Below are 25,794 nucleotides of genomic sequence, written 5' to 3'. Positions count from 1 at the left end.
TTAAGTGTGCAAAGAACTTAGTCATTATCATGGGTGGCATAGTTAATATTACCTTATCAATGGGTAACATCATAAGCTAAAAAGATAAGCAATGGCTTATCATTATTCTTTGTGGTTATTATGGGTAGCATAGTTATTTGGCATAGTTATTTGATATTTATTAATACTAATTAATTAGCTAAAATTAAGTGATTTTGAATTCTGATACCAACACTTGTAAATTTATTGATAGTTCAGACAATTCATTCCCTGCTTTTGATGTTTGAACAATTGCTTCAACATTTTCATGTGTTTTATCGTTAATACTCACAATACTGATATTAATTTCTTCAGTGACCACTTCTTGCTGCTCAGACGCTGAAGCAATATGACTACTCATTTCATTTATATTCGCAATGGAGTCAGAAATTGTAATGAGTACATTGCCAGCATTTTCTGCTTTAACGACAACCTCTTTTACTTGTTGTTGACTATGTTCCATGGACACAACAGCTTCTTTAGACTTAGTTTGTAGTTTAGTAATAATAGTACTTATTTCACCGGTAGATTGTTGCGTTCTAGCTGCCAAAGCTCTTACTTCATCAGCCACCACAGCAAAACCACGTCCTTGTTCACCTGCTCGAGCTGCCTCTATCGCGGCATTTAATGCGAGGAGATTCGTTTGGTCTGCAATTGAGTTAATTACCTCTAGAACACTCGCAATTTCGTTACTGCTTTGCTCTAATTCAAAAATAGTACTACTAGTGCCATCAATTTTATCAGTTAGCTTATTAATGGTTAAAATCGTTTGCTGCATTATTTCAGAACCATCTACAACAGAAATTTTTGCTTCACTTGAAGCATCAGACGTCGTTAACGTGCTTTGAGCTACATCTTTTACAGTAGCTGCCATTTCTGTAATTGCTGTCGCTATTAATTCTGTTTGCCCTGCTTGGTCTTGAATGGATTTTTCAATTTGTGTTGATATGACAGACGTTTCTTCAGCGCATGTCGCTATTTGATTGCTCGCATCAGTGACTTTTTCCAATGAATTTCTAAATGCTGCTAGCATTTTATTAACGATGACTATTGCATTCGAAATTTCATCGTTTCCATTATTGGGAATTTGAATCGTTAAATCACTATTTTTATCAACAAGTGCTAATGAGTGAGATAGCAATTTAATGGGGGTACGAATACTACGAACGATTAACGTAGATAATGTAAAAGAAATAGCGATACCTATCAATAATAAAATTAAAGCACCTACTTTTGCACTTTCACTGGTATCTAATAGCTCTACACTGTCATTACTGAGTAATTCTTTTTGGTTTTGCGCCATTTTTTCTAAAATAATTTTAATTTCAAAACCAAGTGGTGCGGCTTTTTTAGCTAACCAATAGTTAGCTAAATTCCAATCTTCTAAAGAACGAGAAGTTAACATTTTTTGCGGCAATGAATCAAAAACCCTTTTCGCCATAGTGAAATTTGAAAAAGCATCTTTTTGTTTAGCATTCAATAAGTTTTGGTTGTTTTCTAAGTCTGAAAATCTTAGTTGGTTTTTACGCCACAATTTTTCAAAGTCATTACGATATTTTTCTTCACCTGATAACAAATAACCGCGAATATTAGCAATCCCCAGACCAAGTGTGCCACGAACATCGGCCATCATGCCCAGTAATGATTTTCTTTGTTCTGTTGCTTTTAAGGTGAGCTCTATATCAATCATTTTTGTTATTTCATATGACATTATTGACGCTTGCGGAACAGCTTGCTTGTAGAGCATAGTAATTGAAGGGATATTTTGTGGTGATTGAGCGATATTTTCTATCTTTAATTGTTCTTTTTTAAATGATTTTAATAAAGATTTCATTTCACTTAAGCGTTTTTTGTTTTCAGGGTTAGTCCAGTTGGCTGACATTTTGTCTAATGTAGCTATTGCTGGATTTATTTCTGTTTCCCACGCAAACTGCCTTTCCATTTTAAATTTATCTTTTCCGAGTAATATCCATCCTCTTAAAGCAGCAAGCGCATGATTAACACCATTTAATACACTTGCACTGGCCTGAGCTGTTGGTATACGTAATTCAATAACTGTACTTGCCTTCTTTGACAAAACATTAATTTGATAGATAGAATAAAAAGACGTTATCGCTAAAATCAGGGTGAGTAAACTAAATGCCACAATTAACCTTGAACCAATTGAAAACTTTCTTAACATTGTACATCTCTCTTATATATAACAATCTATTACTTTAGGTTCTGTAAAAATAATAAAATAATACTTGATTTGCGACACTCCTTTGTACAAAAATTAGTTATCGAATTATTTGTAAATTCCATTTGATATCTGTAGTGTACGTCTCACTTTATAAGCTAAAAAACGTAATATTATTATAAATATAGACTAATAAGTGATAAAAACAATTAGGACGCGTTGAGTTGACCTTAATTACCTGTTCAAGTGGTTTTTTATTAAATACTTTTTTGGCTGGTGAATAATTTATCAATTTGAGCTGAAACTAAACGAATGGCCTTTGTCAATTATTTAGATTTCATAATGCTTATTAGGCCACCCATAATCACTTATGCAGTTTTCGTTCAATAAACTAGACTTAAATTACTTTTATTTAGTCGGGTGATTGTTATGCCTAAGCCTCGTTTACAACAAATTAGTTTATTTGATACACCTTATTATCACATTTGCAGTCGAACGGTACGCAGCGCTTTTTGTGTGGCGTAGATAAGCAGACGGGGGTCAGTTTCGAGCATCGACGCAGATGGATTGAAAAACGATTATTTACATTATCTCAGGTATTTTCGATAGATATCTGTGCCTATGCTGTCATGCATAATCATTTACATATTGTCTTGCATGTTGATAGTGAGTCAATAGAAAACTGGTCAACCGATGAGGTATTGCAACGTTGGCATCAATTATTCAAAGGGACATTATTAACTCAAAAATATACGAACAAACAACCGCTTGATAAGTTTCAATTAGCGACGGTTGAAAGTACAGCTGAGATATATAAGCAGCGTTTAATTGATATCAGTTGGTTTATGCGCTCATTGAACGAGCCGATAGCCCGGCAAGCTAACCGAGAAGACCAATGTACGGGACATTTTTGGGAAGGACGCTTTAAATCACAAGCACTGCTCGATGAAGGCGCGTTACTGTCTTGTATGGCATATGTTGATTTAAACCCTATACGAGCAGGTATTGCGGTTACCCCAGAGCAGTCTGACTTCACCAGTATTCAACGACGCATTAAAGCGGCTATAACCAGTGAGCAACCGAGCTGCTTATTACCCTTTACGGGCAATGAACCCCATCAAAAATCAACTGGCGTGGATATTTATTTTAGCTTAGCAGATTATTTAACATTGTTTGATGAACCCCGACGCTTTCTGCGTGATGATAAATGTTGCGCCATCGACACGACCACGGTAAATATTCTCGCGAGGTTACACATCAATGATGAAAGTTGGCTAAAGCTTAATACGGATTTTGAAACTATCTTCACAGGTGCTGTCGGTACTGCTGATCATTTATGTGAATTTAGTGAACATGTTGGTTTACAGCGAACACATGGTCTAACAAATGCTCAGGCCTGCTTGAATAGTACACAACGCTTTTTATGAATAAGACGTAACCTTACTACTATTTTAGAATGGTGGGTTCAACTTAGTTATCATTTGATGCTTTAAGAAAGTAGTTGCGATAAAGGACTATATAAACTCACTTTACCTTATCAATAGGTATTGTCATAAGCTAAAAAGACAAGCAATGGCTTATCATTATTATTTGTGGTTATTATGGGTGTGATTATTTAGCATAGTTATTTATAATAATTATGCGCTACAAAAATAAGATTGGCATTTTTTTGTTAGTACTATCTTTACAGTAACAATACGCAAAAAAACGCCAATTAAACATAAACAGCGCAAACATAAAATAATTGCCTTCCCATTTTATTTCTTTATTTATGACCCGTACTTATTTTGTTACATGATGTCGTGGCTTATCCTCAAAAATTTAATGAAAAAATTCTCAGAGTTACATAAAATACAGCAATAAAAATAAAGGGAACTATGATGAAAAAGAAATATTTAGCGGCTGTCATAGCTGCAAGTTTAACGTTATCCGCCTGTATGGCAACCAGCAACGACTCTGGCAATAGTATGTCACAGCAATCAAGCCAAGAGAGTGCAAATAAAGTCTTTAGCCAAAAATACTTGTTCAAAGAGTTGGCTAATGGTTTACGTGTCTTAGTGGTAAAAACAGACTATCCAGATCTTGTTTCAGTACAGATCCCCGTTTCTGTAGGTTCTCGTGATGAAAATGAAGTAGGTAAAACAGGTTTTGCCCACTTCTTTGAACATATGATGTTTAAAGGTTCAGAAAAATTTCCACAAGCTGTTTATGCCGATTTATTTAAAAATGCCGGTGTTGATAACGGTGCTTACACCACCAACGATTATACTAACTATCATTTAGATTTTTCTAAAGATCATTTAGATAAAGTATTAGAGATTCAAGCGGATCACTTTAAAAACCTAAAGTACACCGAAGCACAATTTAAAACAGAAGCCTTAACGGTAAAAGGTGAGTATTTAAAAAATAATGCTAGTCCAACTCGAAAGTTGTTAGCGGCGGTGCGAAAAGAAGCATTCGATACTCATACTTATAAGCATACCACTATGGGCTTCTTTGAAGATGTAGAAGCAATGCCTGATCAAGTTGCATATGGTGAACAGTTCTTTAAACAATTCTATAAGCCAGAATATGTTTCTTTAGTAATTGTCGGTGATGTTGAACCAGAAGCAACAATGGCCATGGTCGAGAAGCACTGGGGAAATTGGCAAAAAGGTGATTTTGTTAGCACTATAGCACCTGAGCCAAAACAGGAAGCTGCGAAATATGTTCATGAAAAATTCGATGGCTTACCGGGTCACTGGTTACTCGTTTCTTATAAAGGTGCTGATTGGCAACCCAAGAAAAAAGATCGCGCGGCTTTAGATTTAATTTCTGAATTATATTTTTCCAATAACTCAGCATTGTATCAAGAACTCGTTGTTGATAAGCAGTTGGCTAGCCAAATGTTTAACTACAACCCTGAAACAAAAGATGCTGGCTTACGTCACGTATTTATCAAAGTGAATGATGAAAAAGACCTAGCAACGGTTCGTGATGCAGTAAACCGTACTTACGCACAAGTAAGAACTGAGCTCGTTTCTTCAGAAAAACTTGATAACTTAAAGTCTAACTTAAAATATAGTTTTGTTAATAGTTTAGATTCATCAGAGTCTATCGCTTCAACATTGGCGAGTTATATGCATTTTGACCGCGATCCCGAAACGATTAATCACCTCTATAATAGCTTTGACAATATTACAGCTGAAGATATTCAACGTATTGCTAATGAATACTTTATTGATGAAAATCGCACAACAGTGACTTTATCAGCATTAGATGAGATTGCCGACTTCGAACAAGAAGTTGACTTAAATGGCGCCGTTGCAAAAATAGTCATGAAAAATTCGCAGCCGAGTACTCCACAGTTTGCGGTATTAGATAAGACCAATGACTCACCGTTGATTGATGTTAACTTTCTATTTTATACAGGTGCTGCAGCAGATCCCGTTGGTAAAAAAGGGGTAGCGGCTTTAACCGCTCGTATGTTAACTCAAGGCGGTTCGGCAACAAAAAGCTATCAAGATATTAAGAAAGGTTTATACCCTCTAGCTGGACGATTTTCGTCGCAGCTTGATAAAGAAATGATGTCATTTACTGGCCGGGTGCATAAAGATAATGCTACTCAGTGGTACGAACTTATTAGCGATCAATTGTTGAATCCAGGATGGCGTGAAGACGATTTTAAGCGTCTGAAAAAAGAGCTTGTTGATGGTATTAAATCAGGTCTTAAATCTTCTAATGATGAAGAATTAGGTAAAGAGGTGCTTTATAGCGAACTTTATCAAGGGCATGTTTACGAAAACTACAATAGTGGTGATTTGTCTGACTTAGCCGCTATTACTCTTGAAGATGTTAAAGCGTTCTACAGCACTCAACTTACCCAAGCAAAATTAAACTTAGGTATAACTGGCGCTATGCCTAGTGCTTTAAAAGCACAATTAATGACAGATTTAGAGACTTTACCCGTCGGTGATGAAAAGCGCTTAACAATTGCTAAAGCACCGGTTTTAAAAGGTCATCATGCGACAATTATAGAAAAAAGTGCGCAATCTACAGCGGTCTCTTTTGGTTTTCCCATTGATACTATCCGCAGTGATAAAGACTGGGCGGCACTTTGGTTAGTGCGTTCATACTTTGGTGAACATCGTAGTTCTAACAGCTACTTGTATCAACAAATTCGTCAAGCGCGTGGTATGAACTATGGAGATTATTCTTATATTGAATATTTTCCACGAGGGATGTACCAAACTAAACCTGATGCAAATTTAGGTCGCTCTAGTCAAATTTTTCAAGTGTGGTTACGTCCTTTACGTTCAAATAATGATGCTCATTTCGCAACGCGTGCCGCTTTGTATGAATTGGACAACTTGATTGAAAAGGGCATGAGCGAAAAAGACTTTCAAGCAACACGTAATTACTTAACGAACTATGCACCGCAATTAGTGGCCAGCCAAGATCAACAGTTAGGTTATGCACTTGATAGTGAGTTTTATCAAACAGAAGAGTTTGTTAAATACGTTCGTGATCAATTTGCAAAACTATCCTTAGATGATGTTAATCGTGTTATCAAAGAAAACTTACAAACAGATGATATTTATTATGTTTTCATTTCAGGCGATGGTAAAGACATGAAGCAACGTTTGTTGTCTGAACAAGTATCACCGTTAACATATAACAGTGATAAGCCAGCAGAGCTTTTAGCGACCGATAAAATTATCGAAAGTTACAAGCTAACACTGCCGTCGCAAAATGTTGAAGTGATTGCAATAGATGAGGTTTTTCAATAAATTGCGTTTAAGCTCACTTTAATAGATATTCGTTATTATCTTATTGAACATTACAAATAACTTAATGAGAATAACGCATGTAGTTAAAAATAAAAAACCGGCATCTGCCGGTTTTTTTATTTATTAATAACGATTAATTGTGCTTTATGCACCGAGTTTAGATATATCTGTTATTGGGCTAATAAACGGTGATTGTAATTTTCCAACTAAGTTACCAAAGATATTGCAGCGTTAGTTGCAAATGCCAATAGCTAGATAGAAATGATTAAAACTTCATAACCACTCGACCGGTAATTTCGCCGTTGATCATATCTTCAAAGATATCATTAATATCTTCTAGTGACTTTTCAATGGTTATCGCTTTAACTTTTCCTCTAGCGGCAAAATCTAAACATTCAACTAAATCTTTACGCGTCCCCACAATAGAGCCTACAACGCTAACACCATTTAAAACAGTATCAAATATAGGTAACGGCATATCTTCGGCGGGTAAGCCAACTAGTACACATTTACCCCCACGACGAATAACTTGGTAACTTTGTTCAAAGCCACTTTTACTAACAGCGGTACAAATACTGGCATGAACGCCGCCTGTTTCAGCTAAAACTCTTGCTACAACATCATCACACTTAAAATCTAAACAAAAAGAGGCACCCAAATCTTTAGCCAATTTCAATTTTTCAGTGCCAGTATCAATAGCAATGACATTTAAGCCCATTGCTACAGCATATTGCACAGCTAAATGTCCTAAGCCTCCAATACCAAAAATAGCTACCCATTCACCTGGTTTAGCCGTAGATACTTTTAATGCTTTATAAGTTGTAACACCTGCGCAAAACAAGGGGGCAGCATCTACATAGCTAATCCCGTCTGGTATTTTTACAACATAGTTGCCATCTGCTTTACAGTATTCAGCATAACTCCCATCAACAGAGTACCCTGCATTTTGCTGTAACAAACAGAGGTTTTCATTACCAGATAAGCAGTAATCACAATATCCACAAGCACTATATAACCATGGAATACCTACACGGTCACCAAGATTAAGGTGCTTAACTTGCTCGCCTACTTCAACGATTTCTCCAACACCTTCATGGCCTGGAACAAGTGGCATCTTAGGTTTTACTGGCCAGTCACCATGACACGCATGTAAGTCGGTATGACATACACCACAAGCATGAACCTTTACTAAAACTTCATGACTCGAAATTGTAGGCTTATCAAGCTCTTTAATCTCGAGCTTGTCTTTGAATTGATGAATAACAGCTGCTTTCATTAGTGACCTTTCTTTAAGTTAATACATTGTAAAAAATATTATAATACTCAACTTTAATAAAAATATGATGTAGAACAATAAATGGTCAGAAAGAGACGTTAATGGCTATCTTAATTTGTTAATAAATAATAGCCATTTAGCAAAGGTGAGTTATTTTTCTTGAGACATAATAATTTTTACTTATATCAAGGTGAATACTGTTTTATTCATGGCCTTTAAGCGTGAATGCATATCTTGAACATTAATTTTTTGATCTGCCGATAACACCAATAAGCGACTATTACTCACCGGTCAATCTGATGTGATCAGCAAGAATTAATATTAAGTTATTCTTTGTCGGCGATACGGATTGACGCTTTAATGATGTTGACCGCTTCTCTAGTTTTACCTCTTCGACTACCTAAGGCTTCAATTTTAGTTAAGCTATCTTCTAAATCAGTCACAACTTTACCAAAAACAGTATGATTACCGTCTAAATGAGGTGTCGCGTTAAAAGTAATGAAAAATTGACTGCCATCAGTGCTTGGACCTGAATTTGCCATACTTAACATACCCGGTTCACTGTGGCCTATGTCACTATTAAATTCGCCATCGTATTTATAACCTGGGTTGCCCGTGCCATTACCCAATGGATCGCCACCTTGTGCCATAAAGCCAGGAATAACACGATGAAAATTTAGCTCATCATAGAAACCCAATTTAGTTAAATAAATAGTACTAGAAGCATGCATAGGCGCAGAGTCAGTGAATAGCTTGATGGTCAGATTACCTTGGTTTGTTTGCAGCTCCCAAAAGTAATCTTTCCCTTGGGTGAAGGTCAGTAATGGCGGTTTACTTAACGTCGTTTTCCAAGCAGGGTTTGTTTTATCAACCGCTTGTTTAGTAATAAATCTATCAATAGTGTTTAATGCGGGATCTATTCCGCAACATGCGGCCAGTATCATGATTAACAAAAGACTGGTGATGATGTTTTTCATATTATTCATAAAAGACTTCTTATTTTATTTTAATTTTTTGAAAATAGACTAAGTTATCAAATATTATCAGGTATTAACGACTAAGAAATAATAATTTTTATTAACTGATCAATCATTAAGTCAGCAGCTTAAGATGACTAAGCTTTGATGCCAACAATGCTGTTTCATATGTAAGGCGTATTATAATATTTTTAGCACTTCACTAGAGAGGAAAAGTGTTAAATAACGGCTAATAAAAAACCGACAGAGGCCGGTTTTACATTACTATGTTATTAGCAGAATATTACCTTTATATTTTTTGTTAAAACTTAAACGTTTTACTGTGCTTGCCGCCTTTTTCTGAGTCTACTGTCACTTTATAAGTCCCTTTGCCATCGACAATCCATTTCACTATGGTTGTTGAGTGACCCGCAAGCGTGGCGACCTTAATTGTTGCTGGGTTTAAGTCGTGGTCAGTATGTGTGTTGGCACCTTCACTAATAACGGTTAACCCACTTAATATTGAAAAGTCATCAGAGATAATCGATATGCGGTCTTCAAACGACAAATTATTATTAATGTCTTGTGATAATCTTGTCGGAATTGCTCGCTCATTAGCAATATTAACCGTTATTTCATACAAACCATTACTGAGCTTACGCGTTGATGAACGAGTTACTTCTAACTGTGGCATATGATAGGCGTGAAATAAGGTAAAGGCCATATTTCGGTGTGCTTCTTCTTCTAATAGGAAAGAAGGGGGCGTTCTACCAAAATTCTTCTTAAAACCGCCGACTTCTATATCGCCATAAATTGGATGCTTTACTTTAGTCCAAGGAACAAAAGCATCACCAAATAAAATATGCTTATTGAAGTTGTGATTTTGATTGCCTAACTTATCGCTTGTTTTATCGTTTGGACGAAACATATTAGCTGATGTCCAAAGTTCATTCGTAAATGCCATAATGCCGTTGTTGCCATAAAACCAATCAAATTCACCACCGTAGACTTGATAAAGATCTTTCCAAGCGACGAGGTAGCGGTAATTGGGTAGTATTTGCTCACCTTGGTTGGCGATAAAGTCATAGACGCTAATATCAGAACGGGTATATTTGTTATTGGCTTTACCCGGGCCACGTAAAATCATACCACCGGTATTATGGTAACTTTGCGCGGCAGCAATGTTACGATGAGCTTTAACAAATTTTGCCACCGCACTGGTTTCTTTTAATGAAAAAGGGTAACGGCGTGCACCTCTTTGAATATAAGCTGGCTCCCATTCATGGGCCCAGTCACGATTAGGATCATATTCGTAAACCCCTTTACCATCTTCGTTGACAAGACCGTCACCATCGTTGTCGTATCCTTCAGCTCCTAACATGCGGTAATCGCCAGTTTGACCTTCTTCAACAGGTACCATTAAACCTGGGTATTTCTCGTCTTCTTTATGAGTACCACGTACCTTATCTTTAATACGCATACGAGTAATGTGACCATCATTATTGAGATCTTCTGGACCATCTTCATCGATTTCACCGTCAAGATCGTTGTCAGTAGGTACCATGCCCGAACGAGGAGAGTGCGCAGTATTAGCCTGCTTCATAAACCAGTCACGCCCGTCAGGATTAATTGTAGGGACAATATAGAAAGCTTTATCGTTAAGTAGCTCGGTGATCCACTTCACTTTTCCGTAGCTTTCAGTTAAATACCAAGCGGTATAAAGAGAAACCTCTGTACCTTGAATCTCATTAGAATGAATATTGCCATCAATATACATCGCCGGTTTTGTCGTATCATCACCGTTGTTATAATTGGTAATTTTAATAACAAAAATATCGCGACCTTCGTAAGACTGACCAATAGATTCTAGTTGAGTAAGTTTAGGGTAAGCTTTATTTATTTTTTTGAGTATCGTTATAGTACTTTCTGAGTCATAAAAACGATTCCAGCGAATATCTACTTTTGGGTCTAAAGGCGCACCTAATGCCTGTAATCCAGTGAGTTTGTCTGCGGCTTGTGCCGTTATAGTTAACAAAGCTGTGGCCGTTAAAATACAGATGAGCAATATTTTTTTCATGATTAAGCTCCAAAATTAACGGTTTGTGTCACCGCATCGATGACAGGTGAGGATACTTCAAATGAGGCATCATTGAAGCCTTTGGTATTGATCAGCCACTTGATTTCTTGTTGGCCGCCATGAGCGGCAATAGGGGCTAATAATGTCCGCTTGCTACCGCCAATAAATTGCTCTTTGGGTAAATTCCACTGAACTCTTACGGGAAGCATCCAACGGGTGAGTTTACCCATGGCACTTTGTGTTGGAAGTTTACCGATGTTTTTTATTTTTAAGGTCACTCGATAAAGATCTTTACCTATTTTTTTTACGCTCTGGCTCACGTTAATCTCAGGAAAAAGTGTGGTTAAGGAAGTAATATATTCCGAACTTTTAGTTTCAGTAAATACGCTAATATCAGGATTATTTAAATAGGCAAGTCGAAAACCACCCACTTCCACCTTTTCATTTACAAAGTCTGGGTGTGAAATATTTGTCCACGGTATAATCGCCCCTTGTAGATTTTTTTCCTTGGCGTTAGTAACCAAACGAGCTTCTTTGGTATCTTCGCTTGCTGATGCGTTTTTGTTTTTTTCAACATCAGCGTCTTTGTTTTTTTCTTCGTCAGCTGATTGGGCAATAGTTATTTGCTTAAAATTCCAGCCATTGGTGGCTATTGACCAACGACCACCGTGAAAATAGGCCCAGTCGTGAAAAGTACCTTGACCACGGTTTTCTGCTTTTACCTGCCAGTCTTTATGGGCTTGCTGCCATAGGTGAGTAAATAATTTATAACCGTCAACATCTTCTTTAGGCATTTTATCAAAGGCTTCCAGTGGACGTTTATATTCACTTACCAGTACTTTATTAGCCGACCAGTTTTCATGGAGGTTGTCGTATTTAGAAAAATTAACGGTCATTAAAATATTTTGATGATCGATAACAAAATCTATTAAGGCACGCGTTTCAGGTTCAGATGCTTGATTAACACCAGAGCCAATACCAAAATAGTCATAGTTATAGGTAAAGTTTTTATTTATTGCTGTTCCGCCATAGCCATCTTCATCTAATTTACCATCACCATCGTCATCTTTTCCTTCATTGAGTAAACGGTATTGACCTGCTTCGTTTTTGAGGCGATCAACTTTTACTAATAAACTAGGATCTTGTTCACTAGCTTTGTATGGGCCAGAACTGTCTGAGATCCTTAACTGAGAAATAAAACCATCGTTGTTGAGATCATTAGGACCGTCTTCATTTATTTTTAGGTCGTTATCGTCATCTATTTTTAAGTGATTAAAGGTCGTTGAATAACCATTTTTACCCAGTATAAAACTTGTTGCATCAGGGTTTGGCATAGGTACGATAAATATGCTTTTACCATTTCGGGTGACTTTACCTGACTTTAGATCCTCTATTAGGCGCATCGCAAGTTCAGTACCGACTAAATAATCGCCATCAACGTTGCCTGTAACCAAAATTGCTGGTGAGCTTTTATCACCAAATTGAGCCACGATTATTGACTTTCCTGATCGTGAAGTACCAATTTGCTGAGTTTGAACACCCAGTTGTTTTAATTGTTTTAACATTTCTGCATGGCTGGTGTATTGGTTAATATAGTCTTGACCAAGACAACTGCCAGAGATGAGGAATAACGCGAGTAGTCGCTTCATTTACTTATATGCTCCAGTTATAAAAACGCTTAATTATTATAATTTGTTTTATAGGTGAACTTTAATTAGCCATAAAGAGTATGTATTTTCTTCAATCAATTCAAAGGAAAGTGAATTAAATGAGCTGGTTTGCTAGTAATTCAGGTTAGATGATCAAAATGTATAAAAACCTAAAATAACTTAACCACTTATAATGTTGTTTTAGGTTTGTCTTGTTTATAACAATAAACGGCTTTGGGTTACGAGAATAAATCGACTGGTTTTTAATACAACTCAAATTTATCTGCATCTAAAAAGGCGGGGAATTGATTTTTAAATTTATCAAGCTTGCTGAAGTCGAGTTGGGTTGTGATGATTTGTTGTTGGTGATCAGTGGCAGAAAGTATGTTTTCACCATCAAAATTAATGAAAGTTGTGCCACCAGAGTGAGGCATATCGTTACCATCTGGTCCGATACGATTAACTCCGACCACAAAACTTTGATTTTCCATTGCCCTGGCTTTTAATAAGGTATCCCATATATGACGACGTGGAGCAGGCCAATTAGCAACATTGACCATAAGATCATAATCTTGGCGGTTTCTCGACCAAACAGGAAAGCGCAAATCATAACAAACCAAAGGCAGTATTTTTATACCCCTAATGTTGATTGTTTTTCTATGCTGGCCTTGCTCAACAAAGTCTTGCTCTTTACCTAAACGAAACAAATGGCGCTTGTCATAATGTTCAACCTGACCATCAGCAAAGACCCAATAAAAACGATTCACTTTTTTATCATTTTGGCTCACTAAAACCGTGCCAGCCACTACACAGTTATATTGCTTTGCTATTTTTTTTAACCAATGTAGAGCAGAGCCACCATCTTCTGGCTCTTGCACATCTTTTCTATTAATACAAAAACCGGTTGAAAATGTTTCTGGTAGCAATAATAAATCGGCAGCCGCATGGTCAGTAAAGTGATCTTTGAAAAGTTGCTCTAAACGATCAAAATTGCTTTGTTTGTCTAACCAACTAATATCGAACTGCACTGCGGCTATGGTTAAAGTTGACATAATATTCCTGCGGCCTTAAGTAGGGTATCGTCGTTTTTTGCGAAACAAAGTCTGATTACTTTATTGTTTTGATGATAAGACTCCCTTTTGTCAGCGGGATACAGGGGGCTCAACGGAATGGCGGCAACACCGACTTCTTGGGTTAACCAATGACAAAATTCACGATCATTAAGTGCTGAGATTGCAGAGTAATCAAGCAATAAAAAATAAGTACCTTTTGACGGTAGCATTTTAAAGCGAGAGTCTTTTAGTGCATTGATCAGCAAGTCTCTTTTTTGCTGATAGAAATTTGATAACTCGGTGATATGCTCGGGGTGCTGTTTTAGCATTTGAGCTATAGCTATTTGTGCCGGGGTAAATGAACAAAAGGTAACGTACTGATGAATTTTTCTAAACTCAACTGTAAGCGCATCAGGTGCGGCGCAATAACCCATTTTCCAGCCGGTGCAATGAAAGGTTTTACCAAAACTAGAGACGACAAAGGCGCGTTTAAACAAATCAGGGTAACGTAAAATACTTTCATGACGTAAGCCGTCAAACGTCATGTGTTCGTATACTTCATCGCTTATTACATATAAATCATATTTCTCAAGCAAAGCTTGTAAGCTAGTAAGATCTGCAGCACTCAGTATTGAACCCGTTGGGTTGTGTGGGCTGTTGATAATAATGGCACGTGTATTTTCATTAATTGTTTGCTCAACTAAGGACCAATTTATTGCATAGTTAGGCGCATCTAGTGCGACATGGCGACAAACTCCACCAGCAAGTTCAATGGCTGTCTCATAAGAATCATAAGCGGGATCAAAAATAATAACTTCATCATTTGGGCGAACCAGCGTTTGTATTGCAACCCATAGTGCTTCGGTAGCCCCGGAGGTTATTGTAACGTTTTTTAAGCCATTAAGTTTTTGTGCAGTGGTTAAATCTGTTTGATACTGTCGATGCACCATAGCGGCAACTTGCGTTAATAACTCAGGTAAACCGTTTGAGGGTGAGTATTGATTTTTACCTTCACTAATGGCTAAGTTTATTTTATCTTTTAAAAATTCTGGAGTATCAAATTCAGGAAAACCTTGCGACAAATTAATTGCCTGATATTGATTTGCCATCATCGACATTTCTGTGAAAATACTGGTATCTAGATTGGGCAGTTTACTGGTAAAAGAAGATGGCACAAAAGGCTCCCTGGATTATTAAGTCGATATTTTTGAGGAAAATTAGCTTAAATAAGCATGGTTCAATCGGTCTTTATTTAAATAGACCGTGAAGCAATAATCGAATGTTAAGGCTAACGGCTGATGAGTTCAATCGTTATCCTTTTTAAATCGATATCTTAGTGTAAACAACCGTTAATAAATTAACGGCTACTTTTAGCGCGTACTGTTAACAACATTAAGCCAATTGCGAGAGCAGCATAATAATAAGGCATGCCTGCTTGCCAACTTATGGTGCTATTAACGCCAAAAAAGTCTAGATATAGTGCTGTTTGAATCGGTCCCATATACCAAATTGCCGGGTATAGCACTTCAAACATTCGCTTTGTGCCGGTCAATACCCCACAAAAATAAGCGAGGGATACGGTAAATGAAATGGCTATAATTAATTGTATGATTAACAGCCATTCGGCTATCGCCGCAAATCTAAGCACACTACCCAAACTTCCCAATGCTAATAATATCCATGCAGCAGAGTAGCTCGCTAAACTTTGCAATAGCGCTGACTTTTTACTGTAGGTGACTAACTCAACCGTATTTGCTTGTTTTTCTACTTGGCCGAGCTGTGAAAGCACTAAAACACACCATAACCATGACAGCGGTAAAAATATGCTAACCAGTAATTGCTGACTGATAAACAGTTGAATAATATTTAACGTTAAAAGACCTAACAGCCAGTAAATCGAATGGCTTTTTAATAATAATTTTAGTTCTAAACGTAATAAGCGAGTAAAAGCAAAGTGCTTGGTTAGCATGGTAAATAGCACATCGAGTCGATTGAACACTTGACGGGTTAAGGTGTTTATTAGCCATGAGGTTTGTTTGGTTTCAGGTACGGGGTTTCGACTAAAGCGATCAAAAAAGATTACTGCAATAATAAAACAGCTTAAGCAAATGATCAGTAACGGCAGAATACTCGATAAATACTGTGCTGTTGGCTCTATTCCTTGCCAAAGAAAAGTGTTTACTGCATTTTCTTCATCAACAACCGTTACGCCAATATGTGTTGAGCCTGCTTGTGACGGAAAACGTTCTGCAACCTCGGTTTCTATAGCAGAAAGTATTGCGCCAACCCCTGAAGCGCTTTCAATGGTTTGAACAATAGAGCCGGTCCACAAGAAAAAATAAACAACATTGCCAAAGCCCCCCTTAAGCCACTTTATTGATTCAAACATTATCGCCAGTGAAGCAACAACTAATAACACAGGTAGAACAAAGACTAATTGGGGCCAAGCTAACGCCCAAAGGTCTATCTGATAATTTTCCCCATAATAAAGTTGCAGTAAAATACAACTGATCAGCATAACCAATACGATAGTAAACAAAATTAAAACATTGGTGCACCATTTGGCGAATATAAAAGTTAACTTACTCATAGGAGTGGCGGCAATAAGTTCACAGGTCATCGATTTTCGATCTGATTCAAGACCATTCTTAATGAGATAAAAACAAATAATAGGTAAAAATAAAACATTTAACATCGCTAAACAAACACCTAACCAGGCACTGTTATAAAGACCTCTATAACCATTGATAATAAGTGTTTGATATTGAGCATCGAGTGAAGGGAAAAAAAGTAAGGTTAATAACGACATCGCCAGTAAAGTAACCACAAAGCTTTGCTGGCGTGTTCGTTGTTTAAAATCAGCGACCGTACATTGCCATAATTGATTCATTAACATGCCCTCGCAAGAACAGTTCGAGCACGCTTATTACTGGTAAAGTAGAGATAAGCATCTTCTAATGTTGGCGCTCTTGGTATTGCTCGTACATCAGGGCAGTGTTCAGCGACAATATTTAACTCGACCTTGTTGTCTTTTCGCACACTGTGGCTGACAATAAAGTCGTGCTGAATTTGTTTTAATTCATTCAAGTTAGTGGTGAGTTGCCAGCATTTATCGGCAACTTTTTCTTGTAGTGCCTTTGGAGTTGCTGATTGAATTAATTGCCCAGTTTGCATAATCGCAATTTGGTCAGCAATAGATTCAACATCTGCGACTATGTGAGTTGATAAAATAATGCAACGATCATCGGCTAATTCAGTTAATAACTGGCGAAAATTGGCACGTTCTTGTGGATCTAGACCCACAGTTGGTTCATCAATAATCAATAATTTCGGGTTATTAAGTAAAGCCTGTGCAATGCCAATGCGCTGTTTCATCCCCCCCGAATAACCTTTCAATGGCATATGAGCAGCATGGGTAAGGTTGAGCTTAGCGAGTAAATCCTCGATTCTTTGAGTCGCTAAAGATTGATTTAACCCTTTTAAGCCAGCCATGTATTGCAAAAATTCAATAGCCGACAATTGGTCATAGACGCCAAAATATTGAGGCAGGTAACCGAGTTCGTTACGCAATAATTGTGGTGATTTAACAATGTTTTGTCCTTGCCATAAAATTTTTCCTTGGCTAGGTTTTGTTATCGTAGCAAGAATACGCATTAAGCTAGATTTTCCTGCGCCATTAGCGCCTAGTAAGCCTAAAATCCCTGGTCTAACTTGTAGTGATAATGATTTGATTGCTAGTTGTGTGTGCTTGCCACTTTGGTATTGATGGCTAAGTGATTGAATATCCAATAACATTGTATTTCCCTTCGACATTAAGATGTTATCTATTTAGCAAAGTTTACGCCAAAAATAAGTTGTTTTAATTCAATGGCTTATTGTTTTTGGTTTTTATTTTTTTGAAAAGAAATGTTCAATTAAACCAACTATTAGTGAAATTATTAACGATTAATAAATTTCACTAAGGTACAACGGTGACATTGTGTTTTATAATACTTGCGTGAAATAATAGCGTGGCCTTTTCAGGTGAATCAGCATGTTAATTTTAATAACTTTTAGGCATATTTGATGAAATTTATAGCTGTCTTTATTGTTGTACTCTTGTTGTTTAGTGCAACAGATGTCTACGCTTTCGAAGCGAAAAAAGTTGATATCGGTGATATTATTTCAAAAGAACAATTCTCACGATACAAAGACGTTGGCGAATTCATCGAACATTCTCCTAAAGTCACCATTGAAGTTAAACCTGAGCCAGAAGATATCGCCGAATATGGCACTGATGTTGTTAAATCTTTGACGGGTTCCGATTGTGATAGAGACGGCATTATGGATGATAATGCTAAGTGTAATGCGGTTTATTACAAACTGTGGATGAGATATGAGCGTTAATCAATCGTCAAAATATAATCCTAAACAGTCAAGCCAAGGTAAAAGCCGTTAATGTTAGAAAATCAAAGTCAGTTGCAGGGGCATTATGATGCCCAAGGTTACTTTGTTATTAGAAATTATTTTAATGACACTGAAATTTCAGCCCTAAGACAAGTGGTATTGAAATTTCACGATCTTTGGAAAAAAGATCACGCAAAATTTTATCAAGAAGAAGCGTTCAACTCTTCTTTGATCACCGGCAGTCAGTACTTAGCATTTGACGATCGCGTTAAGCTTTTCAATTTTATTAGTTCAAAAAAAATAATGGCTGTTGTCGAGTCTGTTATAGCGGCAAAACCAGCCTTTATGAATACTCAATTGTTTTTTAACCCGGTTAATCCAGCACAAAAAGATTTTTGGCATCGAGATTGTCAATATGATCACGAGGTTGAAGAACAGAAAAAAGCCATTCAAGAGACACAAGTTGTTCACTTACGTTTGCCATTATTTGATGAGCGCGGTATGGAATTAGTGCCAGGAACACATAAACGCTGGGACAACGAAGAAGAATTTAATGTTCGACAAGAAGAAAAGGGCAGAGTGAGCAGCGAAAACCTTTCTACCGGTAAAGAAATAAAGTTAGCGGCCGGTGATTTATTAGTTTTTTCGGCTGATATGATCCACCGTGGTTTGTATGGACTTGATCGATTAGCATTAGATATTTTAGTTTTTGATCCCGCTGGCGATTTTGCTGACTACGTTGATGACGATTGTTTACCCGAATTTTCGATGCTAGATAAGATTGAAAACCCAAGGTTATTTACCAATACCCTCGACTTAAAGGCAATAAAGCTAAAATAGTAAAGTAACACTTATTATTGGTATTAATTTTTAAATTGAGCTATTTGAAGAGACTAAATCTTTTATAAAAAAAACAGCTGATGATTTCAATGGGGTAATAACAGCTAATCAATATTTTATTACATTAACTTTATTACATTAATTTTATAGATTATGCTTAATCATAAATGATTATAAAACCCAGCTTCTCGATTAATTATCATTAGATAAAATAGGTAGATTTCATTGATTCAAAAATTTGCTTCGCACGGCCAATGCCAATTCACACTCGATAATAATATTATTATTATCGATGCAGAGGGTCCATGGAATGTCGAGTTTTTCAAACAAATGCACGCTAATCTACAACAAGTCGTCCTAGAAAACTTTATCAATATAAATTACGGGATCATCGTGATACTTAAAGGAGAAACATTAGCAACACAGGAAGGTTTAGATTATCACTTGTATAAAGTGAAGCACGGAACCGCTAAGGCAATTGCCATTAATATGATACATAGTTCATTTGCATTAACCACTCAACTTGAATTTGAGGCTGTGTATAAGAAGGCTGGCATTAAAAATAAATTTTTTAGTGACACACCAACGGCTAAACAATGGTTAGAGAATGAATTAGTTTCCTTATAATCGTTTTTAAAAATAGTGTGCTATTAAAGCGTTTTTTGCACATTTTGAAAGCCAAAATATTAGTTATTTTAGTATTCTCCTGAATATATACTTTTCTGGATATTTATTTGAGCTGAACTGAACTACTCTTAAACTTATTAGTTTACGGCTAGGTTAAAATGAGCACTTGTTGTGTTTCTGCGTTTATCGACCAATGTTTAGCGACCAATTATTTTTTATGAGTGACTTAAGCTGGCAGAAATAGTTTACTGTTGTCTATCGTCTATTTTTTAAATATCTATTTTGACGCAAGTAAGGCGTTAGGTGATTTTATGTTTACAGAGAATCCAGAAGACTTTATCTATAATTCATCGATTGGTATTCATGCTGTATCGCCAGAAGGTATTATTGTTTATGCCAATGAGTGTGAACTTGAAGTGTTAGGTTATACAAAAAGTGAATATATAGGGCATCACATCTCAGAGTTTCAGATAGATGAAAGCTGTTTAACTGACATGATGACACGTTTGAGCCATTTTGATATATTGAAAAATTATCCAGCGAGAGTCCAAGGTAAATATAAAATTAAATATATTATCTACAACTCTAGTGTTTACGAAGAAGATGGCGAATTTAAGCATACGCGTTGTTATGGAACTGAAGTAGAAAAGGTCATTTATGATGTTTTCTTTAAACATTTTGATTTCTAACGTTAGTATTGAGAGGCAATAGCGTCTCCAAGTTGTACAAAATATTGTGGCTGTTTTGCAGTGCAGTGCTTTAATCAGTTCTTTTTATGTCTGCTATTTGCCCCATCAGCTTCTATTTGCTCGAGAAGCTGAGCGGTTTAGCGTATCCTACTCACCATTAAGTTTATTGTTATTTATTATTTATTATGAACATTGAAGTAAAAAACATTCCCGTTCCCGAAGTCACCTGTGCAAATTGCCAGGCATGTTGCTGTAGCTTAGAAGTTAGAATTATTTCAGATACCGGTGTGCCTCATCGGCATATCTATATTGATGACCATGGACACGAATCAATGTTACGACTTGATGATGGTCTGTGCTCAGCGTTAAACAGAGATACATTATTGTGTTCTATTTACGAAAATAGACCTTGGGTTTGTCGAGAATTTGAGATGGGTTCATACGAATGTATCGACGAAAGAACAGAAAAGCTCTATACCTCTTAAAATAGTTAACTGTTTATTTTATCATAATAAAAAACCCCTAATAATTAATATTAGGGGTTTTGTTTTTATACAGTATTATGATAAATAAGCGGTTAACTTACCTTATCAGCCACCACTCATTGATTAACCATTACTCACTTCTTCAAAGTCTGCGTCAATAACATCTTCGTTTTTAGCACTATCATTAGCCGCATCACCTTGAGGCTGCTCTGCTTGTGATTGTGAAGCTTGCATTATTTTACTGTGCGCTTCTTGTAATGCTTTTTGTCGCATTTCTATCGCCGCTTTATCATTGCCATTAACGGCCATTTTTAATTGCTCAATTAATGTTTTAAGCTCGGCTTGTTGATCTTCACTCAAGCTAGTCATTGACGTTTGTACCGTATGAATCAATTGATCGGCTTGGTTGCGTTGTTCAACTAACTCACGTTTTTGCTTATCTTCAGTTGCGTGCTTCTGGGCATCGTCGACCATGCGATTAACTTCATCTTCAGTTAAACCACTTGATGCCGTAATTTTAATACTTTGCTCTTTACCGGTTGCTTTATCTTTTGCTGAGACATTTAAAATACCATCTGCATCAATATCAAAAGTGACTTCAACTTGCACCGAGCCACGAGGACCGGGGTTAATATCTGTTAAGTTAAATTGACCTAACGATTTATTATCTGTTGCCATTTCACGCTGACCTTGCAATACATGCACAGTTACCGCGGCTTGATTATCTTCGGCCGTAGAGAATGTTTCAGAAGCACGTGTTGGTATCGTAGTGTTTTTATCAATAAGCTTAGTCATTACGCCGCCTAAAGTTTCAATACCTAGTGATAATGGCGTTACATCAAGTAATAACACATCACCGACCGTTCCTGATAACACACCTGCTTGAATCGCTGCACCAATAGCCACTGCTTCATCTGGGTTAACATCTTTACGCGGCTCTTTACCAAAGAAGGTTTTAACTGCTTCTTGTACTTTTGGCATACGTGACTGACCACCTACCAAAATAATTTCATCAATATCACCTTTACTTAAGCCAGCATCTTTAAGTGCTTGGTCACATGGAGCGATAGTCTTTTTCACCAAGTCATCAACCAAAGACTCTAATTTTGCTCGGGTAATTTGTACGTTTAAATGTTTAGGACCACTAGCATCAGCAGTAACATACGGTAAGTTTACGTCAGTTTGTAATGCTGATGACAACTCTATTTTTGCTTTTTCAGCCGCTTCTTTAATACGCTGTAACGCTAATGGGTCTTGGTGAATATCAATACCACTTTCTTTTTTAAATTCATCAGCAAGGTAGTTAATCAGGCGTAAATCAAAGTCTTCGCCACCTAAAAAGGTATCACCATTGGTTGCTAATACTTCGAATTGTTTTTCGCCGTCTACATTAGAAATTTCAATAATTGAAATATCGAAGGTACCGCCACCTAAATCATAAACCACCACTTTTTGGTCAGCTTTGTTATTTTTATCAACGCCGTAGGCTAATGCCGCAGCTGTTGGTTCATTAATAATACGCTTGACATTAAGTCCAGCAATTTTACCGGCATCTTTGGTTGCTTGGCGTTGTGAATCATTAAAATAAGCGGGGACAGTAATAACCGCTTCGGTAACCGTTTCACCTAAATAGGCTTCAGCATCTTTTTTCAATTTACGTAAAATTTGCGCTGATACTTCTTGTGGTGATAATTTTTTACCATTAACTTCAACCCAAGCATCACCATTGTCTGCTTTGACAATTTTATAAGGGGCTAACTTAATATCTTTTTGTACTTCTTTATCATCAAATTTACGACCGATTAAACGTTTAATCGCAAATAATGTATTTTTAGAGTTGGTAACGGCTTGTCTTTTTGCCGGTTGGCCCGCTAATGTTTCCTCGTTTGCATAAGCAACAATTGATGGAGTGGTGCGGCTACCCTCAGCATTTTCAATAATTTTAGCAACGCCACCTTCCATAACTGCTACACATGAATTTGTTGTACCTAAATCTATACCAATAATCTTAGACATAATAATTACCTATTATTTATTAAAAAAGGTCTAATGCTTTATGGTCATTATCCAGCAAGCAGTTTGACCGTATAAACAAACTAACGTGATGTTTTAACGTTAGGCGTTTGGTTAGTGGCGCTATAATACCTAAGGTCATAAAATGCTTCTGTCACAAATATGACAGTATCGATCATTTTATAATTTTTATATTATCTCGGCTTTATAAGTTAAAAGTCAGCAGATTAACGTGAGAAATAGTCTGTAAATTTAAAAAGCAACATTGTCTTTTGCTCTATAGATACAAAGAGTAGAATAAAACTATTCGTGCCCGCTATGGCTTAAATACTACTCTTATGAATAAAGACGCTACTCATCTACCTCAAAAAGCCAGCCCAGTTTTAGTAAAGCAAGCTAATATTTTTGCAGATTTACCGGCGAAGTTAATTGAAGATTTTCAACAAGAGTTTCAGCTTGATGAATGGTACAAAGGCGACTACTTTAATCCGGCCTTACTTACTCAGCGATTTTTTGTGGTGATTAGCGGTAGTTTAGAAATTAAACAAAGTAATCCAGAAACGGGCAGAGAAGCCACTTTAGATATGCTTTATGCGGGCGACTGTTTTGACTTAATGGTGCTGTTAGACGATCAACCACATGAGGTTATTGTTTCACCTTTAACAACGGTAAAGTTATTGTCAGTGAAACTTTCCACCATGCGGCATTGGTTGTGGACGTATCCAGAGTTTAACCAGCAATTTATGCCTTACTTAGCGAAAAAAATGCGTGAAAAAGAACAACAAGCCAGTAGCCTAGTTTTACACGATGTTACCACGCGTTTAAGCCGTATTATTTTAGAACATATTAATAAAATTAAGTTTTATAACGGCACGATAGAAGCAGAGCATCAACATCATTTGGTTAACGGTTTAAACGATGAAACCTTAGCGCGGATGACTGGCTCAGTTAGGCAAGTGATTAATAAGCAGTTACAACACTGGAAAAAAGAAGGTACGCTTGACAAAAAACGTAATCAATTGATTATTAAAGATTTAGAGGCTTTAGTGAAAGAAGCTAAATATACAGAAACTTTACCTAACGCCCCTTTTTTTAAACCCTAAAGACAAAAGTCTCGATAATTAATAGGGTAGCTGGTATGTCTAAATTGGTTGTTCTTACCTGATTTTTCAATTTCGTATTGGACTATCAAATCAGTTTCAACGATTGCATCGACACGTTTTTTTAAGAGGCAGTGATAGACGAGCAATAGATTGCTATTACTACTTGATACCACACTATTTGCAGAAGCCTATTTTATATAGCTGCTGATAATCCACCATAGTCATAGCTTTTATAGCGCCGATATTTAAATATTGACTTTTTATCGTATTGAAAATGTTCTTCACAATAACACTATTACTTGTCGATTTTTAGCATCACTAGTTAGCTATTTTTATTTATCTATCTATTCAATATTCTATTGAATTAAAGTTATTATTTCCTCATTTATTTGCTTATCGTCATGGGTGTTAGTTTACGCATTCGTAAGTGTCTTTATGATACTGATATACCTCTGCCACAGACCTTGAGTCGGCTGTGCACTAAAGTGCTATTGCTTGTTTAAGGTACTTTCATTCATTATCTAACCCACTATTTATTTTGGTTAATATTATGTCTACTCTCAAATTTTTAACTTCATTATCGATATCACTGACGCTAGTATTTAGCTTGTTTAGTCAAAATTCTTATGCTCAATTAACTGAGTTAAAAGATTTCAGTGATAATCCAGGCAACCTAACGGCAAGTTATTTTTCACCGGTAATCGCTAAACCTAATATCGTTGTATTACTTCATGGCTGCGCGCAAGAGGGCAAAGAATTAGCGAGACAAAGTGGTTTGCTTGGTTTAGCACAACAGCATAATTTTGCCTTGTTAATCCCTCAGCAAAGCCTAGAAAATAATATTAAGGGTTGTTTTAATTGGTATTCTGCTAGTGATTACGCTAAAGAAACCGGTGAAAATTTATCAATAAAAAATATGATATTGGCCTTAAAAAAACAGCTGGTTGGGAAAAATATCTATATTTTAGGCTTATCTGCTGGTGGCGCTATGGCAAGCAGTTTGTTAGTTAATTATCCTGAACTGTTTACTGCAGGGGCAATCGTTGCAGGCATTCCATTTCCTTGTGCCGATGGTTTAATTACCGCTATTTCTTGTATGAAAAACGGCCCATCACAAACGGCAGATGAACTTACATTATTAGTTAAAAAATTAAATCCAAATCAAAAAGTATGGCCAAAATTATCTATATGGACAGGAGATAATGATGCGATTGTTAATCCGTTAAATGCGATTACCTTAGCTGATCATTGGGCTATGTTATCAGGAATAACGTTAATGCCCCAAGTAAAAACTAAAGCAGGTTACACCCGTAAATCCTGGGGAGATAAGCAAGAAAAAGTTCAGGTAGAGTTAATGACTATCGCTAATGTAGGTCATGGCATTATGGTTAATCCGAAAGAAGTTAATGGTGGAGAAACAGCCAACTACTTACTTGAATCTCCTATTAGTACCGCTAAACACATTGTTGACTTTTGGCACTTGGCTTCAACAAAAAACAACGCACCTTGAATATAACCCTTAATAAACAACAGCTTGGTTGTGGTACTATAGTGCTAATTATTTTTGTTAAATTATCAAGTAGAGTGTAAATAGTTGTAATAACAACGTGACTAAAATTGGGGTTCAAAAGAACAAGTAAGACAACAAAATACAAAATATAAAACATAAAATATA

18 protein-coding genes and 1 pseudogene are annotated in these 25,794 nt (G+C 36.5%); 9 read left to right on the top strand and 10 right to left on the bottom strand.

Annotated elements, in window-relative coordinates:
* Positions 1–184: 184 nt before the first annotated feature.
* Positions 185–2,200, bottom strand: coding sequence for a methyl-accepting chemotaxis protein (locus tag H4J57_RS10235; RefSeq protein WP_182242756.1), 2,016 nt, complete (start codon positions 2,198–2,200; stop codon positions 185–187).
* Between the two features lie 426 nt (positions 2,201–2,626).
* Here H4J57_RS10235 and H4J57_RS10230 point away from each other — a divergent pair.
* Positions 2,627–3,624: pseudogene (locus tag H4J57_RS10230) on the top strand (transposase).
* Positions 3,625–4,077: 453 nt separating this feature from the next.
* Positions 4,078–6,966 carry a pitrilysin family protein gene (locus H4J57_RS10225; RefSeq protein WP_182242754.1) on the top strand — a complete coding sequence of 963 codons (2,889 nt, stop codon included), beginning with the start codon at positions 4,078–4,080 and terminating at the stop codon, positions 6,964–6,966.
* A 265-nt stretch (positions 6,967–7,231) separates the two neighbouring features.
* Here the strand turns inward: H4J57_RS10225 and adhP are convergent, their stop codons facing one another.
* The 8 genes from adhP to H4J57_RS10185 all read right to left on the bottom strand — a co-directional run bounded on the left by adhP (position 7,232) and on the right by H4J57_RS10185 (position 17,771).
* Positions 7,232–8,242 (bottom strand): alcohol dehydrogenase AdhP, encoded by a 1,011-nt coding sequence (gene adhP / locus H4J57_RS10220; RefSeq protein WP_182242752.1) that lies wholly within the window; start codon positions 8,240–8,242, stop codon positions 7,232–7,234.
* 326 nt (positions 8,243–8,568) lie between these two features.
* The gene (locus tag H4J57_RS10215) at positions 8,569–9,228 is read right to left on the bottom strand and encodes a peptidylprolyl isomerase (RefSeq protein WP_182222207.1); all 660 of its coding nucleotides are present in this window, start codon (positions 9,226–9,228) and stop codon (positions 8,569–8,571) included.
* Between the two features lie 292 nt (positions 9,229–9,520).
* A complete protein-coding gene (locus tag H4J57_RS10210) occupies positions 9,521–11,275 on the bottom strand; it encodes a M14 family metallopeptidase (RefSeq protein WP_182242750.1) in 1,755 nt (584 codons plus the stop codon).
* Between the two features lie 2 nt (positions 11,276–11,277).
* Positions 11,278–12,924, bottom strand: a complete 1,647-nt coding sequence (locus H4J57_RS10205; RefSeq protein ID WP_182242748.1) for a M14 family zinc carboxypeptidase — start codon at positions 12,922–12,924, stop codon at positions 11,278–11,280.
* 263 nt (positions 12,925–13,187) lie between these two features.
* Positions 13,188–13,976: an amidohydrolase gene (locus H4J57_RS10200; RefSeq protein WP_182242746.1), complete on the bottom strand. Its 789-nt coding sequence runs from the start codon at positions 13,974–13,976 to the stop codon at positions 13,188–13,190.
* Positions 13,964–15,094, bottom strand: coding sequence for a methionine aminotransferase (locus H4J57_RS10195; protein WP_259366848.1), 1,131 nt, complete (start codon positions 15,092–15,094; stop codon positions 13,964–13,966). Before H4J57_RS10195 ends, H4J57_RS10200 begins: the two co-directional genes overlap by 13 nt.
* 239 nt (positions 15,095–15,333) lie before the next feature.
* Positions 15,334–16,866: a hypothetical protein gene (locus tag H4J57_RS10190; protein ID WP_182242742.1), complete on the bottom strand. Its 1,533-nt coding sequence runs from the start codon at positions 16,864–16,866 to the stop codon at positions 15,334–15,336.
* A complete protein-coding gene (locus tag H4J57_RS10185; protein WP_182242740.1) occupies positions 16,866–17,771 on the bottom strand; it encodes an ATP-binding cassette domain-containing protein in 906 nt (301 codons plus the stop codon). The genes H4J57_RS10190 and H4J57_RS10185 overlap by 1 nt, the downstream gene beginning before the upstream one ends.
* A 270-nt stretch (positions 17,772–18,041) precedes the next feature.
* On the opposite strand from H4J57_RS10185, the gene H4J57_RS10180 reads away from it, so the two are divergent.
* The 5 genes from H4J57_RS10180 to H4J57_RS10160 all read left to right on the top strand — a co-directional run bounded on the left by H4J57_RS10180 (position 18,042) and on the right by H4J57_RS10160 (position 21,003).
* Positions 18,042–18,362, top strand: a complete 321-nt coding sequence (locus H4J57_RS10180) for a hypothetical protein (protein WP_182242738.1) — start codon at positions 18,042–18,044, stop codon at positions 18,360–18,362.
* A 51-nt stretch (positions 18,363–18,413) separates the two neighbouring features.
* Positions 18,414–19,202: a phytanoyl-CoA dioxygenase family protein gene (locus H4J57_RS10175; RefSeq protein WP_182242736.1), complete on the top strand. Its 789-nt coding sequence runs from the start codon at positions 18,414–18,416 to the stop codon at positions 19,200–19,202.
* 225 nt (positions 19,203–19,427) lie between these two features.
* A complete protein-coding gene (locus H4J57_RS10170; RefSeq protein ID WP_182230153.1) occupies positions 19,428–19,829 on the top strand; it encodes a hypothetical protein in 402 nt (133 codons plus the stop codon).
* A 311-nt stretch (positions 19,830–20,140) separates the two neighbouring features.
* The gene (locus tag H4J57_RS10165) at positions 20,141–20,518 is read left to right on the top strand and encodes a PAS domain-containing protein (protein WP_182242734.1); all 378 of its coding nucleotides are present in this window, start codon (positions 20,141–20,143) and stop codon (positions 20,516–20,518) included.
* Positions 20,519–20,703: 185 nt separating this feature from the next.
* Entirely contained in the window at positions 20,704–21,003 is a 300-nt protein-coding gene (locus tag H4J57_RS10160) for a YkgJ family cysteine cluster protein (RefSeq protein ID WP_182176625.1), read from the top strand.
* Between the two features lie 123 nt (positions 21,004–21,126).
* Here the strand turns inward: H4J57_RS10160 and dnaK are convergent, their stop codons facing one another.
* Positions 21,127–23,019 (bottom strand): molecular chaperone DnaK, encoded by a 1,893-nt coding sequence (gene dnaK, locus H4J57_RS10155; RefSeq protein WP_070374212.1) that lies wholly within the window; start codon positions 23,017–23,019, stop codon positions 21,127–21,129.
* A 335-nt stretch (positions 23,020–23,354) separates the two neighbouring features.
* Here dnaK and H4J57_RS10150 point away from each other — a divergent pair, with 335 nt between their 5' ends.
* Positions 23,355–24,119: a Crp/Fnr family transcriptional regulator gene (locus tag H4J57_RS10150; RefSeq protein ID WP_070374211.1), complete on the top strand. Its 765-nt coding sequence runs from the start codon at positions 23,355–23,357 to the stop codon at positions 24,117–24,119.
* 550 nt (positions 24,120–24,669) lie between these two features.
* Positions 24,670–25,629, top strand: a complete 960-nt coding sequence (locus H4J57_RS10145) for a PHB depolymerase family esterase (RefSeq protein WP_182242732.1) — start codon at positions 24,670–24,672, stop codon at positions 25,627–25,629.
* The last annotated feature ends 165 nt before the right edge of the window (positions 25,630–25,794 follow it).

It is taken from the genome of Colwellia sp. BRX8-7 (assembly GCF_014077275.1).
Taxonomy (GTDB): Bacteria; Pseudomonadota; Gammaproteobacteria; order Enterobacterales; family Alteromonadaceae; genus Colwellia_A.
This window is presented reverse-complemented; position numbering and strand designations above follow the sequence as displayed.